This is a genomic window from Kitasatospora sp. NPDC048296 (assembly GCF_043201815.1).
GTDB lineage: Bacteria > Actinomycetota > Actinomycetes > Streptomycetales > Streptomycetaceae > Kitasatospora.
In genome coordinates, this window is record NZ_JBICZB010000031.1 from 1 (window position 1) to 15,800 (window position 15,800).

17 protein-coding genes and 1 pseudogene are annotated in these 15,800 nt (G+C 73.6%); 6 read left to right on the forward strand and 12 right to left on the reverse strand.

The features are described 5' to 3' along the window. The first annotated feature begins 183 nt into the window (after nucleotides 1-183). From ACGF12_RS19725 to ACGF12_RS19745, 5 genes are all read left to right on the forward strand, one after another. Nucleotides 184-540, forward strand: a complete 357-nt coding sequence (locus ACGF12_RS19725; RefSeq protein ID WP_393031331.1) for a DUF6204 family protein — start codon at nucleotides 184-186, stop codon at nucleotides 538-540. A gap of 76 nt (nucleotides 541-616) precedes the next feature. Beyond that, a complete protein-coding gene (locus tag ACGF12_RS19730) occupies nucleotides 617-1,093 on the forward strand; it encodes a MarR family winged helix-turn-helix transcriptional regulator (protein ID WP_393031335.1) in 477 nt (158 codons plus the stop codon). Nucleotides 1,094-1,152: 59 nt separating this feature from the next. Next, nucleotides 1,153-1,839 carry a class I SAM-dependent methyltransferase gene (locus ACGF12_RS19735; protein ID WP_393031338.1) on the forward strand — a complete coding sequence of 229 codons (687 nt, stop codon included), beginning with the start codon at nucleotides 1,153-1,155 and terminating at the stop codon, nucleotides 1,837-1,839. After that, nucleotides 1,836-2,150, forward strand: a complete 315-nt coding sequence (locus tag ACGF12_RS19740; protein ID WP_393031341.1) for a sulfurtransferase TusA family protein — start codon at nucleotides 1,836-1,838, stop codon at nucleotides 2,148-2,150. Before ACGF12_RS19735 ends, ACGF12_RS19740 begins: the two co-directional genes overlap by 4 nt. A gap of 189 nt (nucleotides 2,151-2,339) precedes the next feature. After that, entirely contained in the window at nucleotides 2,340-2,786 is a 447-nt protein-coding gene (locus tag ACGF12_RS19745) for a hypothetical protein (RefSeq protein ID WP_393031344.1), read from the forward strand. Between the two features lie 17 nt (nucleotides 2,787-2,803). Here ACGF12_RS19745 and ACGF12_RS19750 read toward each other — a convergent pair. The 4 genes and pseudogenes from ACGF12_RS19750 to def all read right to left on the reverse strand — a co-directional run. After that, nucleotides 2,804-2,977 (reverse strand): annotated as a pseudogene (locus ACGF12_RS19750) (MerR family transcriptional regulator); the annotation flags it as partial. Between the two features lie 86 nt (nucleotides 2,978-3,063). Then, on the reverse strand, nucleotides 3,064-4,497 hold the full coding sequence (locus ACGF12_RS19755) for an RsmB/NOP family class I SAM-dependent RNA methyltransferase (protein WP_393031347.1): 1,434 nt from the start codon (nucleotides 4,495-4,497) through the stop codon (nucleotides 3,064-3,066). Nucleotides 4,498-4,575: 78 nt separating this feature from the next. Then, nucleotides 4,576-5,535 (reverse strand): methionyl-tRNA formyltransferase, encoded by a 960-nt coding sequence (gene fmt, locus ACGF12_RS19760; protein WP_393031350.1) that lies wholly within the window; start codon nucleotides 5,533-5,535, stop codon nucleotides 4,576-4,578. A gap of 41 nt (nucleotides 5,536-5,576) precedes the next feature. Then, entirely contained in the window at nucleotides 5,577-6,122 is a 546-nt protein-coding gene (def, locus tag ACGF12_RS19765) for a peptide deformylase (protein WP_393031353.1), read from the reverse strand. A gap of 255 nt (nucleotides 6,123-6,377) precedes the next feature. Between def and ACGF12_RS19770 the strand changes: the two genes are divergently transcribed. Beyond that, on the forward strand, nucleotides 6,378-7,010 hold the full coding sequence (locus ACGF12_RS19770) for a hypothetical protein (protein ID WP_393031356.1): 633 nt from the start codon (nucleotides 6,378-6,380) through the stop codon (nucleotides 7,008-7,010). Between the two features lie 121 nt (nucleotides 7,011-7,131). Here the strand turns inward: ACGF12_RS19770 and ACGF12_RS19775 are convergent, their stop codons facing one another. The 8 genes from ACGF12_RS19775 to ACGF12_RS19810 all read right to left on the reverse strand — a co-directional run bounded on the left by ACGF12_RS19775 (nucleotide 7,132) and on the right by ACGF12_RS19810 (nucleotide 15,673). After that, a complete protein-coding gene (locus tag ACGF12_RS19775; protein ID WP_393031359.1) occupies nucleotides 7,132-9,216 on the reverse strand; it encodes a primosomal protein N' in 2,085 nt (694 codons plus the stop codon). 88 nt (nucleotides 9,217-9,304) lie between these two features. Then, nucleotides 9,305-10,513, reverse strand: coding sequence for a methionine adenosyltransferase (gene metK / locus ACGF12_RS19780; protein ID WP_387625729.1), 1,209 nt, complete (start codon nucleotides 10,511-10,513; stop codon nucleotides 9,305-9,307). Nucleotides 10,514-10,663: 150 nt separating this feature from the next. Next, nucleotides 10,664-11,899, reverse strand: a complete 1,236-nt coding sequence (gene coaBC, locus ACGF12_RS19785) for a bifunctional phosphopantothenoylcysteine decarboxylase/phosphopantothenate--cysteine ligase CoaBC (RefSeq protein ID WP_393031363.1) — start codon at nucleotides 11,897-11,899, stop codon at nucleotides 10,664-10,666. A gap of 162 nt (nucleotides 11,900-12,061) precedes the next feature. Then, nucleotides 12,062-12,328: a DNA-directed RNA polymerase subunit omega gene (gene rpoZ, locus ACGF12_RS19790; RefSeq protein WP_030240625.1), complete on the reverse strand. Its 267-nt coding sequence runs from the start codon at nucleotides 12,326-12,328 to the stop codon at nucleotides 12,062-12,064. 37 nt (nucleotides 12,329-12,365) lie between these two features. After that, the gene (gene gmk, locus ACGF12_RS19795; RefSeq protein WP_387625733.1) at nucleotides 12,366-12,923 is read right to left on the reverse strand and encodes a guanylate kinase; all 558 of its coding nucleotides are present in this window, start codon (nucleotides 12,921-12,923) and stop codon (nucleotides 12,366-12,368) included. 49 nt (nucleotides 12,924-12,972) lie between these two features. Beyond that, nucleotides 12,973-13,299: an integration host factor, actinobacterial type gene (gene mihF, locus ACGF12_RS19800; protein WP_030290269.1), complete on the reverse strand. Its 327-nt coding sequence runs from the start codon at nucleotides 13,297-13,299 to the stop codon at nucleotides 12,973-12,975. Nucleotides 13,300-13,682: 383 nt separating this feature from the next. Further along, nucleotides 13,683-14,516: an orotidine-5'-phosphate decarboxylase gene (gene pyrF / locus ACGF12_RS19805; protein ID WP_393031366.1), complete on the reverse strand. Its 834-nt coding sequence runs from the start codon at nucleotides 14,514-14,516 to the stop codon at nucleotides 13,683-13,685. 53 nt (nucleotides 14,517-14,569) lie between these two features. After that, nucleotides 14,570-15,673 carry a quinone-dependent dihydroorotate dehydrogenase gene (locus ACGF12_RS19810; RefSeq protein ID WP_393031369.1) on the reverse strand — a complete coding sequence of 368 codons (1,104 nt, stop codon included), beginning with the start codon at nucleotides 15,671-15,673 and terminating at the stop codon, nucleotides 14,570-14,572. Nucleotides 15,674-15,800: the final 127 nt, after the last annotated feature.

A 15,800-nucleotide genomic window follows, 5' to 3' on the forward strand; every position in this document is an offset into this window, starting at 1 on the left:
CGAACAACCCCTCCTGATCACGCATACCAGGATCATCTCGTACGAATGATCACAAGCCACACGCGGGTTGCCGCTTACTGACCCACGCTCCTAGCACCCGCGGGTCCCGCCGCCGGGCCGGGCGACGGGACCCGGCGGAAATCGCATTGGCGGCCCACCGCCCCTGCTGCCTATCGTCGGGGCATGACTACCCGAACCTTCCGCATCATGGTGCGCGGCGTCTTCGACGGCCTCACCGACGAGCAGCGCGCCGAACTCCTGGCCGCCGCGCCCGAGCACGACGTGCTGCACGCCTCCTTCACCCGCGAGGGCCACCTCAGCTACGACCTCTCCGCGCGAACCGCCTTCACCTTCCGCTTCCTCGACGGGGGCGAGGCCGAGGAGGACATCCTGGAGGCCACCGAACGGGCCGAGCAGGCCGCGCAGTCCTGGCTGACGGGCCGCGGCTACGGCTTCAGGAACCTCCGCTCCCAGGCCGAGGACCTCTCCCAGGCGCCGCTCGGCAAGCGCCGGCGCCGCGCCGCCAACGCCACCGGCTGACCCGACCCCCCTCCCCCTCCGCCACCTCCTTGACGGCTCCGCGCAGGCGTATACTTGAGCAGTCAAGGAGGTGGCAATGACAGAGCTCACGACACCCGATCCCCTGCACACCGCCCTGCGCCTGGTCCGCGCCCAGACGGCCGTCGTCAAACGCTTCGACGCCGGCCTCAGCGGCCTGCACGGCGTCAGCCTGTCCGACTTCACCCTGCTGCTGCACCTCGCCCAGGCCCCCGGCGGCCGGATGCGCCGGGTCGACCTCGCCGAGGCGCTCGGCCTCACCGCCTCCGGCGTCACCCGCGGCCTCGCCCCGCTGGAGCGCATCGGCCTGGTCAGCCGCGAGGCCGCCGCCCGCGATGCCCGGGTCACCTACGCCGCCCTCACCCCGACCGGCCGCGAACGCCTCACCGAGATGCTGTACACCGCCCGCCAGGTCGCCGCCGACGCCTTCGCCCAGTGGCCCGCCGAGGACCTCACCCTCCTCTCCGGCCTGCTCACCCGCCTCGGCGGCAGCGCCCCCGACACCGCCCGCCCCGCCACACCGCCCCACCCCTAAGCTGAACCCGTACGGCACGCACCACCGGCACCACCACACACCCCCGCTGAGGCAGCACCATGACCCACACCCCCGGCACGGCGCCCCGCCGGGAGCCCGCGCTCGCCGACGCCCAACGCGAGCACTGGCAGCGGACGTACCGCGCCCACCCCGGGATGTACGGCGAGCAGCCCTCCGCCCCCGCGCGGTACGCGGCCGAGGCCTTCGCCGCCGCCGGCGCCCGCGAGGTACTCGAACTGGGCGCCGGCCACGGCCGTGACGCGCTGCACTTCGCCCGCGCCGGCTTCACCGTGCTGGCCACCGACTTCAGCCCGACCGGCCTGGCGCAGCTGCGCGCCGCCGCCGCCGAGCAGGACCTGTCCGACCGGGTTGGCACCGCCGTCCACGACGTCCGCGAACCGCTGCCCCTGCCCGACGGCTCCGTCGACGCGGTCTTCGCCCACATGCTGCTCTGCATGGCGCTCTCCACCGAGGAGATCGCGGCGCTGGTCGCCGAGGTCCGCCGGGTGCTGCGCCCGGGCGGCACCTTCGTCTACACCGTCCGCCACACCGGCGACGCCCACTACGGCGCCGGCACCGGCCAGGGGGACGACATCTGGGAACACGGCGGCTTCGCCGTCCACTTCTTCCCCCGTGAGCTGGTGGACCGGCTCGCCGAGGGCTGGCACCTCGCCGACGTCCATCCCTTCGAGGAGGGCGAACTGCCCCGCCGCCTCTGGCGCATCACCCAGGAGACCCCGCGATGACCGCCCCCGACCGGACCGCCCCGGACACCACCCCCGACCTCACCGTCGACGGCACCGGACTGCTCTGCGTCCAGCTCCTGCTCCGGCTGCGCGCCCGGATCGCCCACCTCCCGGCCGGCGCGGTGGTCCACATCCACACCACCGACCCCGCCGCCCCGCTGGACCTGCCCGCCTGGTGCCACCTGACCGGCCACGCGTACCTCGGCCCGGTCCCGTACCCGGCCGACGACCGCGAGGTGTACGCGCTGCGCCTCACCTCCTCCCCGGTCCCGACCCGCCCCGACCGCCCCTGGCACCCCACCACGGACTGACCCGGAAATCCCCGCGCGCCCACCCCGCCCCGGGGTGAACACTGCCCCCATGCCCGCGACCTCCGCCCCGAACGGCCCCAGCCCGAGCCGCCCGAGGACCGCTGGCGCCCCGGTCCGACAACCCGCCGGATGTGCCACGATGAGAGGGCGGGGGTACAACGGCCGCGCGACACAGGGAGGTTGACCACCATGGATCCGATCCTCAGCTGCCGCTGGCACGACCGGGACGGCGAGTGGGCACTGACCGTCAGCCACAACGGCAACAGCTGGGAGTTGTACGCCGCCGCACCGCTCTGGTCCGAGTCGCTCCCCTTCGCCGATCCGGACGACGTCCGCCGACTCGCCCAGGCCCTCCTCGACCTGCCCGCCGAGCCCGAACCCTACGAGTTCGAATGGCAGCTCTCCCGAACGGAGTTCGAGCGCACCGACAAGGAGCGGATCCACTTCGCGACCTTCGCCGTCGGCCTCGACCCGACCGACGGCCACCGCCCGTACCTCGCCTACCAGTCCTACTACCACCGGGGCCAGGCCACCGGACTCGGACTGGAGGTGGTCTGCGAGGATCCGCCGATCGACCACCTCCGCGCCCAGGCCCACGCCTTCCTCACCAACTGCCCGGGCCCGCTCCAGCCGTAGGGCCCGGCCCGCTACGAGCGCAGGGCCCGCACCAGAACCGGGCGGGCGACGGCGTCCGCGTCGTACCGCCGGTGGCCGGCCGGGTTGCGGGCGGCCGGCGACACGATCCCCTGGTCCGCGTAGAAGCGGACGGTCTTCACCGTCAGCCCGGTCCGCCGGGCCGGCTCGCCTATCGTGAGAAGCGGGCCGATCGTGAGGAGCGCGGGGAGCGCGTCGCCGTTCCTGGCCACCACCCTGGCGCCTCCCGCTACGGGAGATGCAAGCCGAAGCTGCGAACTCAGGCCGTCCGCCGCAGCAGCGCCAGGTACATCGCGTCCGTCCCGTGCAGGTGCGGCCACAGCTGGACATCCGGCCCGTCCCCGAGCGCCGGGACGCCGGGCAGCAGCGGTCGCGCGTCGATCCACTCGACCCGGCCGCCCTCGCCGCGCAGCACGTCGTCGACCACCGCGCGGGTCTCCGCCAGGTGCGGCGAGCAGGTCGCGTAGCCGACCACCCCGCCGATCCGGGTGGCCTCGATCGCGGAGCGCAGCAGGTCCCGCTGCAGCGGCCCGAAGGCCGCGACGTCGGCCGGCCGGCGCCGCCAGCGCGCCTCGGGACGGCGGCGCAGCGCGCCCAGGCCGGAGCACGGCACGTCCACCAGCACCCGGTCGAAGCCGCCGGAGCGCCAGGCCGGGCGCGTCCCGTCCGCCGCGATCACCGTGTACGGGCCGGGGTTGCCCTCCAGGGCCCGTGCCACCAGCCGGGCCCGGTGCGGCTGCTTCTCGCTCGCGACCAGGGCCGCGCCCCGCTCGGCTGCCAGTGCGCCGAGCAGCGCGGCCTTGCCGCCCGGTCCGGCGCAGCCGTCCAGCCAGAGCCGGTCCGGGCCCTCCACCGGTGCCGAGGCCAGCGCCAGCGCCACCAGCTGGCTGCCCTCGTCCTGCACGCCGGCCCGGTTCTCCCGGACGGCGGTCAGCGCGCCCGGGTCGCCGCCCTCGGCGAGCCGCAGCGCGAACGGGGACCAGCGGCCCGGCTCGGCCTCGGGCAGCGCGTCGGCCAGCTCGCCGACGGTGGCCCGGCCGGGGCGGGCGACCAGGGTGACCTCGGGCCGCTCGTTGTCGGCCCGCAGCAGCTCCTCCACGGCGGCGCGCCCGGAGGCGTCCGGCTGCCAGCGGCCGAGCGAGTCCCAGAGCGCGGAGACGACCCAGCGCGGGTGCGAGTGCACGACGGCGAGGTGGTCCTCGGCGTCCTGGTCGTACGGCGGGGCGACCTGCTCGATCCAGGTGTTCAGGTCGTGGGCGCTGATCCGGCGCAGCACGGCGTTGACGAACTTGGCCTTGCCGTCGCCGAGCACCACCCGGGCCAGTTCGACGGTCGCCGAGACCGCCGCGTGGGTGGGGATGCGGGTGGTGAGCAGCTGGTGGGCGCCGAGCGAGAGCACGTCCAGCACCGGCGGGTCGACCTTGCTCAGCGGCCGGTCGATGCAGGCCGCGATGACCGCGTCGTAGGTGCCCTGCAGGCGCAGGGTGCCGTAGACGAGCTCGGTGGCGAGGGCGGCGTCGCGCCGGTCCATGCCCTTCTGCTCGGCCTCGCGGAGCAGGGAGGGCAGGATCAGGTTGGCGTACGCGTCGCGCTCGTCGACGGCGCGCAGCGCGCGGAACGCGACGATCCGGGCCGGGTCCTTCTTCGGTCGGCGGTGCGGGCGGGGGGCGCGCTTGGCGCTGGGGGTGGTCACAGGTGCCTCAAGGTGCTGCGGTGGTTATCAGAAGATCTCAGACGAACAGTAACGCCAAACCCGGCGGTCAGCCCACGGTCAGCCCTCGGAGCCGCCGGCCGGGACGCCGAGCCGCTCCCCCGCCTCCAGCCGCGCCCCGCGCGCCCAGTCGGCCGCCCGCATCTCCTTCTTCCCCTGCGGACGCACCTCCCCGAGCTCCAGGTCGTGGCTCCCGGTGCCGACCCGCACGCTGTTCTTGCCGACCATCGCGAGCTCGCCCGGCGCCAGTTCGGCCGACTCCGGCAGCAGCTTGACCGGCCCGGTGACCTTCAGCCGCTCCCCCCGGAACTCCGTCCACGCCCCCGGCGCGGGTGCGCAGCCGCGCACCACCCGGTCGATCCGCAGCGCGGGGTGGTTCCAGTCGATCCGCGCGTCCTCGACGGTGATCTTCGGTGCGAGCGTGACGCCCTCGGCCGGCTGCGGCACGGCGTGCAGCGAGCCGTCCTCGATGCCGTCCATGGTGGCCGCGAGCAGTCGCGCGCCGGAGACGGACAGCCGGGTGAGCAGTTCACCGCTGGTGTCGCTCGGGCGGATCTCCTCGGTGATCACGCCGTAGACCGGGCCGGAGTCGAGGCCCTGCTCGATCAGGAAGGTGGAGGCGCCGGTGACCTCGTCGCCGGCCAGCACCGAGTGCTGCACCGGGGCCGCGCCGCGCCAGGCGGGCAGCAGCGAGAAGTGCAGGTTGACCCAGCCGTGCTTGGGGATCTCCAGGGCGCCGGGCCGCAGCAGCGCGCCGTAGGCGACCACCGGGCAGCAGTCGGGGGCGAGTTCGGTGAGCCGGGCGACGAACTCCGGGTCGCTGGGCTTCGCCGGCTTGAGGACCTCGATCCCGGCCTCCTCGGCACGCTGGGCGACGGGGCTGGCGACCAGCTTGCGGCCGCGCCCGGCCGGGGCGTCGGGGCGGGTGACCACCGCGACGACCTCGTGCCGGTCGGAGGCGAGCAGCGCCTCCAGGGCGGGGACGGCGACCTCGGGGGTGCCGGCGAACACGAGTCGCATCAAGTGCCTTTCGTCAAAGGAAGTTCAGGAAACCAACGAGATCAGCGGGCAGCACCGAAGGTGCTGTGCGGCGAGACCTTGACGACCGGCGCCGGCCCGCCGCCCCAGTCCGTCTCCCGGATCGCCTTCAGCGCGGCCTTGCGCTGCTCCCGGTCGAGCCGGTCGATGAAGACGATGCCGTCCAGGTGGTCGGTCTCGTGCTGGATGCACCGGGCGAGCAGCTGGGTGCCCTCCAGCGTGACCGGGTCGCCGTACATGTTGAAGCCCTTGGCCACCACGCCGTACGCCCGCTTGGTGTCGTAGCGCAGCCCGGGCAGCGAGAGGCAGCCCTCGGGGCCGTCCTGCTCCTCCTCGCTCAGCGACAGGTCCGGGTTGATCAGGTGCCCGGTGACGCCGTCCACGTGGTACGTGAACACCCGCAGCGAGACGCCGAGTTGGGGCGCGGCCAGGCCGGCGCCGGGGGCCTCCAGCATGGTGTCGGTGAGATCGCGGACCAGGTTGCGCAGTTCCTTGTCGAACGTGGTCACCGGCTGGGCGGTGGCCCGCAGGACAGGGTCTCCGAAGAGACGGATCGGCTGGATCGCCACGGGGTGCGGGCTCCTGTCCGTAAGGGCACGGGCTACGGGCAACGACTGGTTCACCGCAAGTCTATGCAACCCTCCCGGGGGACCCGTCGGGCCGTCCTGGGACAGCCGCACCGGTATCTGACATATCCCGAGTCCGCCGAGCCGCGTTACCCCGGCCCCCGCTTCGGCGTTGGTCAAGAGAGATTGACCGGGGCCGGGCGCACGGGACACCGCGCCCCGGCCGAGCTGAACCGTACGGAAGGTGGCACGTAAGCCATGGCCGAGCAGATCAACCACGACGCCCGGGCGCGGGCGAGCCTGCACCTGCTGGTGCGGGACATCGAGCGGGTGAGGCGCCAGGTCGACGCGCTGCGGACGCTCACCGCCCAACTGGGCAACGTCTACCGACCGCGCCGCCCGAGCACCTCGGCCGGCTTCGTGGTGTACGGACGCGCGCCCGCGCCGACCGTGCGCCTGGCCCAGGAGCTGCGGGAGAGCGTGGAGACCCTGGTCGCGGCAGCGGTCGAGTTCGACCGGGCGCTGGGCTTCTCCTGGGACTCGGTGGGCTCCGCCCTCGGGGTCACCAAGCAGGCCGTGCACCGCCGCTACGGCATGCGCCGCCCGACCAGCGAACTCCTCGCCGCCGGCGGCGCCGTCCCGGGCCCGAGCCGCCCGGACCGCTCCGAGGACCTGCCCGCCCCCGCCGAACGCGGCGGCCTGGCCACCACCGTCCCCGCCGCCCGCCAGGGCGGCCTGGACCGCACCGCCCTGGACCGCGCCCCGATCGAGCGCACCCCCGTGGACCGCACGCCCATCGACCGCACCCCCGTCGACCGCACCCCCGTCGACCGCGGCAGCAGCATCGACCGCCCGCAGGCCGACCGCACCGGCATCCCCCTGCGCGGCTGACCGACCCCGCACCACCGGGCCACCGGGGGCGGGGTGGCCCACTCACCCCGCCCCACCCGGCGCAGGGCCTGTCGTCGAACTCCCGCCCGCGGGGCGGGCGACGCGAGTTCGAGGACAGGCCTTACCCGATGTCCGTCGGGTCCACCCGCACCCGCACCGGCTCCGCCGTCCGCAGCGCGATCCGGGCGATCTGCGCCGCCTTGAGCGCCGCCGCCAGCGCGGACCCCTGGCCGGGCGCCACCCGCAGCAGCGCGCGCTCCTGCTCCTCCCCCCGCAGGGCGGGCACCGGCACCGGACCGAGCACGTCCGCCCCCTCCGGCAGCCGGATCAGGTTCAGCAGGTCGGCGACCGCCGCCGGGCTGCCGCTCACCGAGGCCATCCGCGACACCGGCGGGAAGTGCAGCTGCGCCCGCTCGTCCCGCTCCAGCCCGGCGTGCCCCAGCGGGTCCCAGCGCACCAGCGCCTGCACCGGACGGGCCGACGGCTCGGCGACCACCACCACCGTCCCGCCCTCCGTCGCGGGCCGGGCCAGCGCGGCCGCCGCCAGCCAGAGCCGCAGCGTCTCCTCCCCGGCCCGCAGGTCCGGTCGGCTCAGCAGCGCCCAGCCGTCCAGCAGCAGCACGGCCCCGTACCCGGAGCCGCCCTCGACCACCGGCTCGGCGCCCGGCGTGGAGATCACCAGCGAGGGCTCGTCCGGCACGGTGGCCAGCACCGCCTCCCGCCCCGAGGTCCGCACCGGGATCCGCGGGAACGCCTTGCCCAGCTCCTCCGCCGTACGGCGGGCGCCGACCACCTGCGCCCGCAGCCGGAAGGAGCCGCACTCCGGGCAGTGCCAGTCGCCCTCCGCCTCCCCGCACCAACCGCACTGCAGGGAGGCGTCCGCCGAGGGCGCCTCCAGCGGCCCCTCGCAGCGCCGACAGCGGGCGGGGGTGCGGCAGCGTCCGCAGGCCAGCCGGGGCACGTAGCCGCGCCGGGGCACCTGGATGAGCACCGGATGCCCGGCCGCCAGCGACTCCCGGGCGGCCTCCCAGGCCACCGAGGGCAGCCGGGCGGCCTGCGCGGCGGCATCCCGGTGCTGGTCCTGGTCGGTGACGGTGCGCGCCCTCGGCGCGACCTGCCGCACCGTCTCCCGGTCCGCGACCAGCGGCCGCGCCCAGCCGGTGCTGACCAGCTGCGCGCCCTCCACGGTCACCGCGTGCCCGCCGAGCAGCACCGCCGCGCCCTCCTCGGCCGCGCGCAGCAGCGCGACCTCGCGGACGTGCGGATGCGGGGCGCGCGGGTCGCTGTGGCTGCCGTCGCCGTCGGACCAGACCACCACCAGCCCGAGGTCGCGCACCGGCGCGAACATCGTGGCCCGGGTGCCGATCGCGGCGTGCACCGAGCCGCGGCTGACCGCGAGCCAGCGCCGGTAGCGCTCGCGCGGGCCGAGCTCGGCCTCCAGCGCCATGTGCATCCCGGGCCCGAGCAGCTCGGTGAGCGCCTGGTCCACCCGGGCCACCGACCGCCGGTCCGGCAGCACCACCAGCGCGCCGCGCCCGCCCGCCAAGGTCGCCGCCACCGCCCGGGCGATCTCGTACGGCCAGCCGGGCCCCGGCAGCGCCGCCCACACCGCGCGCGGCGAACCGCCGCCGGCCAGCGAGGACAGGAAGTCGGGGCCGGCCGGGTAGCGCTGCCAGCCGCCCGGCGCCGGGGGCTGGGGGCGCGCCAGCGGCGGCGGCGAGGGCTCGGCCTCGGCCTTGGCGTGCCGGGGCGGCACGGCCAGTTGCAGCACGTCGGCCAGCGTCCCGGCGTAGCGGTCGGCGACGGTGCGGCACAGCCGCAGCAGCTGCGGGGAGAGCACCGGCTCGGGCGAGAGCACCTGGGCGAGCGGCGCCAGCGGACCGGCGAAGTCGCTCTTCTCCAGCCGGGCGACGATGAACCCGTCGTGCAGCTCCCCGCCCTCGCGCTGGCCCTTGACCACCCGGGCCCCGAAGCGCACCCGCACCCGGACACCCGGCTGGGCCTCCTCGGCCATGGCGGCCGGGACCTCGTAGTCGAAGAGCTTGTCGATGGTGAGCACGCCCTTGTCCACCACGACCCGGGCCACCGGCAGGTGCTCGGCCCGCTTGGCGCCCTTCCACGTCCGGGGTTTGGCCCGCTTGACCGTCTCCCGGATGAACGCCAGCTGCTCCGGCTCGGCGGCCCCGTTCTCCCCTGTGCTGCTCATCGCTCCCAAGTACTACCAGGTCGCACCGACAGGACGCACAAAGCGGCGCCCACCCCGGTGCGGGGTGGGCGCCGCTTCGGGCGACGGGTCAGGCCTGGACGGCAGCCTTCAGGGCGTCCACCCGGTCGGTGCGCTCCCAGGTGAAGTCCGGCAGCTCGCGGCCGAAGTGGCCGTAGGCGGCGGTCTGGGCGTAGATGGGCCGCAGCAGGTCCAGGTCGCGGATGATCGCGGCCGGGCGCAGGTCGAAGACCTCGGAGACGGCCTTCTGGATGTCCAGCACCGGCACGGTCTCGGTGCCGAAGGTCTCGACGAACAGGCCGACCGGCTCGGCCTTGCCGATCGCGTACGCGACCTGCACCTCGGCGCGGCGGGCCAGGCCCGCGGCGACGATGTTCTTGGCGACCCAGCGCATCGCGTAGGCGGCCGAGCGGTCCACCTTGGACGGGTCCTTGCCGGAGAAGGCGCCGCCGCCGTGGCGGGCCATGCCGCCGTAGGTGTCGATGATGATCTTGCGGCCGGTCAGGCCGGCGTCGCCCATCGGGCCGCCGATCTCGAAGCGGCCGGTCGGGTTGACCAGCAGGCGGTAACCGTCGGTGACCAGCTTGATGCCCTGGTCGGCCAGCGCCTTCAGCTCCGGCTCCACGACGAACTCGCGGATGTCCGGGGTGAGCAGCGACTCCAGGTCGATGTCACTGGCGTGCTGGGTCGAGACGACCACGGTGTCGAGGCGGACGGCCTTGTCGCCGTCGTACTCGATGGTGACCTGGGTCTTGCCGTCGGGGCGCAGGTACGGGATGGTCCCGTTCTTGCGGACCTCGGTCAGACGGCGGGAGAGCCGGTGCGCCAGGGTGATCGGCAGCGGCATCAGCTCGGGCGTCTCGTCGGACGCGTAGCCGAACATCAGGCCCTGGTCGCCGGCACCCTGCTTGTCCAGGTCGTCCTCGTCGCCCTCGACCCGGGCCTCGTACGCGGTGTCGACGCCCTGCGCGATGTCGGGCGACTGGGCGCCGATGGACACCGAGACGCCGCAGGAGGCGCCGTCGAAGCCCTTCTTGGAGCTGTCGTAGCCGATCTCCAGGATCTTGTCCCGGACGAGCTGGGCGATCGGCGCGTACGCCTTGGTCGTCACCTCGCCGGCCACGTGCACCTGGCCGGTGGTGATGAGCGTCTCCACGGCGACCCGGGACGTCGGGTCCTCCCGGAGGAGAGCGTCAAGGATCGTGTCGCTGATCTGGTCAGCGATCTTGTCGGGGTGTCCCTCGGTCACGGATTCCGAGGTGAACAGGCGGCGAGACACAGCGCTCCCTGGGGTTGCAGCGGCTGCTGACTGAAGGCCCCCGGCGAACCGGGGACATCCGGAAAGACTTGATTCCTGGAGTGTAACGGTCTGGTTCCGTCGAACGTGACCCAGTTCCAAAAATCAAGACCACATCGGAGCGCTGCTCGATCAGACGCCGATCGATCCGAGACGCTCCGCGACCAGGTCCCAGACCACGTCCGCCAAGGCCTCCTTCGGGCCCACCGGGATGGGCGTCTCACTGCCGTCCGAGCCCAGGACGACGGCCTCGTTGACGTCCGTCCCGAAAGCCTTTCCGTTGCCCACCTCGTTGACGACCAGCAGGTCACAGCCCTTGCGGGCGAGCTTGGCGCGGCCGTTGGCGAGCACGTCGTCGGTCTCCGCCGCGAAACCCACGACCAGTTGGCCCGAACGGGGGCGGTGGGCCGACAGCTCGGCCAGGACGTCCGGGTTGCGGACGAGGGCGACCGGCGCCGGTTCGACCCCCTCGACCTTCTTGATCTTGCCGGTGGCGTACTCGGCGGGCCGGAAGTCCGCCACGGCCGCGGCCATCACCACGGCGTCCGCGTCCTCGGCCGCCTTCAGCGTCGCCTCGCGCAGCTCCAGGGCCGTCCCGACGTGCACCACGTCCACCCCGGCGGGGTCGGGCAGCTCGGCGTTGGCCGAGACCAGAGTCACCCGGGCGCCGCGCGCCGCGGCGGTGACGGCGAGCGCGTAGCCCTGCTTGCCGGAGGAGCGGTTGCCCAGGTAGCGCACCGGGTCCAGCGGCTCCCGGGTGCCGCCGGCCGAGACCACCACGTGCCGACCGGCCAGGTCGGTCGGCACCGCCCCGCCGCGGCGCAGCACGGCCCGGCAGGCGTCGAAGATCGCGGACGGCTCGGGCAGCCGGCCCTTGCCGGTGTCCTTGCCGGTCAGCCGCCCGACGGCCGGCTCCAGCACGATCACGCCCCGGCGGCGCAGGGTGGTGACGTTGTCCCGGGTGGCGGGGTGCTCCCACATCTCGGTGTGCATGGCGGGCGCCAGCACGACCGGGCAGCGGGCGGTGAGCAGGGTGTTGGTCAGCAGGTCGTCGGCGAGCCCGTGGGCGGCCTTGGCGATCAGGTCGGCGGTGGCGGGGGCGACCACCACCAGGTCGGCCTGCTGCCCGATCCGCACGTGCGGCACCTCGTGCACCCGCTCCCAGGTCTCGGTGGCGGCCGGGCGGCCGGACAGTGCGGCCCAGGTGGCCTCGCCGACGAAGTGCAGCGCCGCGGCGGTCGGCACCACGGTGACCCGGTGGCCGGACTCGGCGAACCGGCGCAGCAGCTCGCAGGCCTTGTAGGCGGCGATCCCGCCGCTGACGCCGAGGACGACGCGAGGAGCGTCCGCGTCCGCGTTCGCGCTCATGTTCCGACGACCTTTCTCAGGATCTGGGACCCGCCCACCCTACGACCCCTCAGCTGCCACCCGCACGGTGCCCCACCCGCAGCGCCGGGCCCCCGGCAAAGACGCCGGAGGGCCCGGCGGAAACGGTTCCGCCGGGCCCTCCGGGAAAGGGACAGGACTGCCTCAGGCAGCCTCGATCGCCTCGGCGGTCAGCATGCCCGCGTTGATCTCGCGCAGCGCGATCGACAGCGGCTTCTCGTGCACGTGGGTGTCGACCAGCGGGCCGACGTACTCCAGCAGGCCCTCGCCGAGCTGGGAGTAGTACGCGTTGATCTGGCGCGCGCGCTTGGCGGCGTAGATCACGAGGCTGTACTTCGAGTCGGTGGCCTCAAGCAGCTCGTCGATCGGCGGGTTGATGATGCCCTCGGGCGCGGTCATGGAAGAGGACACGCTAAAACCTTCCGAAAGGGTGGAAAAGACAGACAGGTCAGGCTACACCGAGCAAGGCTAGCAGTTCGGCCGCTACCTGCTCGACGGAGGTGTTGACAAGCGTCGTGTCGAACTCGGGCTCGGCCGCGAGCTCGACCTTGGCCGCCTCCAGCCGCTTCTCGATCACGTCCTGCGGCTCGGTGCCCCGGCCGGTCAGCCGGCGGACCAGCTCGTCCCAGCTCGGCGGGGCCAGGAAGACCAGCTGGGCCTCCGGCATCGACTCGCGCACCTGACGGGCACCCTGCAGATCGATCTCCAGCAGGACGGGCTCGCCGCGCTCCAGCTTCTCCAGCACCGCCGCGCGCGGGGTGCCGTAGCGGTTCCCGGCGAACTCGGCCCACTCCAGCAGCTCACCGTTGGCGATCAGCTTGTCGAACTCGTCGTTGTCGACGAAGTGGTACTGGACCCCGTTCTTCTCGCCAGGCCTCGGATGGCGGGTCGTCGCCGACACCGAGAGCCAGACCTCGGGGTACATCTTCCTCATATGAGCGACGACCGTGCTCTTGCCGACCCCCGAAGGGCCGGAGAGCACGGTCAGCCGCGGACGCTCACTCATGCACCGATTATCCCGGATCGCGGACGATCCCGGGACCACGGGGGCACGGTCAGGCGGCGCCACCGCCGAACTCCCGCTCCAGGGAGGCGATCTGGTTCGTGCCGAGGCCGCGGACCCGCCGGCTCTCGCTGATGCCGAGGCGCTCCATGATCTGCTTGGCACGGACCTTGCCGACGCCCGGAAGGGACTCGAGCAGGGCCGACACCTTCATCTTGCCGATGACGTCGTTGTCGTTCTTGCCGGCCTTGATCACCTCGTGCAGGGAGGCGCCGGAGTGCTTGAGCCGGTTCTTGACCTCGGCGCGCTCCCGGCGAGCCTCGGCGGCCTTGGCGAGCGCGGCGGTGCGCTGTTCAGGGGTAAGGGGCGGAAGAGCCACGCCGTTCACCTCAGGGTGTGGAAGGAAGGGATAGAGCTATGACTGGTTCGGTACCGAGGACACCGTCCGCAATGGGAGCCCAATGGGGAACCACAGGGCCCTGACCTGCGGGAGCTACAGGTTTCGCAACTCGCCGATGACCTATCGCCGGACACTACCCGCATTGCGGCGCCACGTCAGGAAAAGAACACGAAAAGTCCTGGTCAGCCAAGGCCGACCAGGACTTTCCGGGGCAAAATGACCGCGATTGCGAAACTTTGACAGGGTCGATGTGACGGCGCTCACGTCAACTCCGGTGCCGCCCCGCCGTCCTGCGGACACTGCGGACGGTCACCGTCCGGCTACCCGGCGAACGGCTCCCGTCACGCACCGGCCACCGTCCGCTACTTGACGGCGTCCGCGAACTCGCCCACGAAGCGGTCCGCCGCGTCCCGCAGCGCGGCCACCGAGGGACCGTGCTTGAGCACGTCCCGGCTGACGCTCGGCACCACGTTGATCACCGAGGCGCCGAACACCCGCGGCAGGTCCGCCATGGTCGCGCCCTGGGCGCCGATCCCGGGGGCCAGCAGCGGGCCGTTGATGGCCAGCTCCACGCCCGCGTCGGCCAGCGTCGCGCCGACCACCGCGCCGAAGGAGCCCAGCGGCTCGGCGCCCGCGTTCTCGGCCGCCAACTGCCGCAGCACCGCCGCCGCGACCGGCTCGCCGTCCGCACCGACCGCGCGCTGCACCTCGGCGCCCTCCGGGTTGGAGGTGAGCGCCAGCGCGAACACGCCACAGCCCTGCTCCCGGGCCAGGTCCAGGGCCGGGCGCAGCGAGCCGAAGCCCAGGTACGGGCTGACCGTCACGGCGTCCGAGAACAGCGGGCCGGCGGGCGACAGGAAGGCCTCCGCGTAGGCGGCCATGGTGGAGCCGATGTCGCCTCGCTTGGCGTCCATCAGGACCAGCGCACCGGCCGCCCGGGCCTCCTCCACGCTCTTCTCCAGCACCGCGACGCCCTTGCTGCCGAAGCGCTCGAAGAAGGCGGCCTGCGGCTTGAGCACGGCCACCCGGTCGGCCAGCGCCTCGACCACGGTGCGGCTGAAGGTCTCCAGCCCGGCGAGGTCGTCGCCGAGCCCCCAGGCGGCGAGCAGGGAGGCGTGCGGGTCGATGCCGACGCAGAGCTGGCCACGGGTGTCGAGGGCCTGGCGCAGCCGGGCGCCGAACGGGGCGAGGGTCATGTCGTCCTTTCCAGACTTTCCGGAACCGATCGGGCCGGAACCGGTGAAGGGGGTCACGAGCTGCGGACGGCGCTGCCGACGGCCGCCGCGAGGTCCCGGAAGCCGGCCGCGCGGACCCGGGCGGAGAGGCCCTTGTGGATCCTGCGGCACCAGAACGGGCCCTCGTAGATGAAGGCGCTGTAGCCCTGGACCAGGTCGGCGCCGTGGATGATCCGCTGCCAGGCGTCCTCGGCGGTCTCCACGCCGCCCACCGAGACCAGCGTCAGCCGGCCCCCGGTGCGGGCGCGCAGCCGCTGCAGCACCTCCAGGGCGCGGGCCTTGAGCGGGGCGCCGGACAGGCCGCCCATGCCGATCTCCGCGACCCGCTGGGCGTCGGCCCGCAGGCCCTCGCGGCCGATCGTGGTGTTGGTGGCGATGATGCCGTCCAGGCCCAGTTCCAGGGCGAGGTCGGCGACCTCGTCGATGTCCTCGTCGGCCAGGTCGGGGGCGATCTTGACCAGCAGCGGCACGTGGTGCGCGGTGGTGCGGTCGGCGGCCTCGCGGACGGCGGCCAGCAGCGGGCGCAGGTGGTCGACGGCCTGCAGGTTGCGCAGCCCGGGGGTGTTCGGCGAGCTGACGTTGACCACCAGGTAGTCGGCGTACTTGGCCAGCCGCTCGGTGGACTTGACGTAGTCGGCGACGGCGTCGGCCTCCTCGACCACCTTGGTCTTGCCGATGTTGACGCCGATCACCGGGGTGGAGCTGGTGTGCGGGCGGGCGGCCAGCCGGGCGGCGACCCGGGCCGAACCCTGGTTGTTGAAGCCCATCCGGTTGATCAGCGCGCGGTCCTCGACCAGGCGGAACAGCCGGGGCGTCGGGTTGCCGAGCTGGGGCTCGCCGGTGATGGTGCCGATCTCGACGTAGTCGAAGCCGAGCATCGCCAGACCGTCGATGCCGACGCCGTCCTTGTCGAAGCCGGCCGCGAGCCCGAACGGGCCGGGCAGGTCGAGGCCGAGGGCCCTGGTGTGCAGCGCCCGGTCACGCGGGGCGAGGACCAGCCGCACCAGGGTGCGCAGCCCGGGCACCGAGGAGGAGAGCCGGATCCAGAAGAAGGCGAGATGGTGCGCCTTCTCGGGGTCCATCTTCTTGAAGACGAGGTCGAACAGGAGCTTGTACAAGATGGTTCAACTCCGAGGGCAGGTAGCGGAATTCAGGGCGCGGGCGCAGCCCGTCGCAGGCCGGGTGGTGGCGGGCGACGGGCATGGAAGTGGGGGGCACCAAACTGGCTCCGGTGCCCCCCACTGC

Coding starts and splice junctions, on each gene's coding strand:
- pyrF (WP_393031366.1), bottom strand. CDS start 14,516: ATGACCCTCGCCCCGTTCGGCGCCCGGCTGCGCCAGGCCCTCGACACC.
- ACGF12_RS19770 (WP_393031356.1), top strand. CDS start 6,378: ATGGCCGAGCAGATCAACCACGACGCCCGGGCGCGGGCGAGCCTGCAC.
- ACGF12_RS19735 (WP_393031338.1), top strand. CDS start 1,153: ATGACCCACACCCCCGGCACGGCGCCCCGCCGGGAGCCCGCGCTCGCC.
- ACGF12_RS19740 (WP_393031341.1), top strand. CDS start 1,836: ATGACCGCCCCCGACCGGACCGCCCCGGACACCACCCCCGACCTCACC.
- ACGF12_RS19725 (WP_393031331.1), top strand. CDS start 184: ATGACTACCCGAACCTTCCGCATCATGGTGCGCGGCGTCTTCGACGGC.
- fmt (WP_393031350.1), bottom strand. CDS start 5,535: ATGCGACTCGTGTTCGCCGGCACCCCCGAGGTCGCCGTCCCCGCCCTG.
- ACGF12_RS19730 (WP_393031335.1), top strand. CDS start 617: ATGACAGAGCTCACGACACCCGATCCCCTGCACACCGCCCTGCGCCTG.
- ACGF12_RS19745 (WP_393031344.1), top strand. CDS start 2,340: ATGGATCCGATCCTCAGCTGCCGCTGGCACGACCGGGACGGCGAGTGG.
- coaBC (WP_393031363.1), bottom strand. CDS start 11,899: ATGAGCGCGAACGCGGACGCGGACGCTCCTCGCGTCGTCCTCGGCGTC.
- gmk (WP_387625733.1), bottom strand. CDS start 12,923: ATGAGTGAGCGTCCGCGGCTGACCGTGCTCTCCGGCCCTTCGGGGGTC.
- ACGF12_RS19775 (WP_393031359.1), bottom strand. CDS start 9,216: ATGAGCAGCACAGGGGAGAACGGGGCCGCCGAGCCGGAGCAGCTGGCG.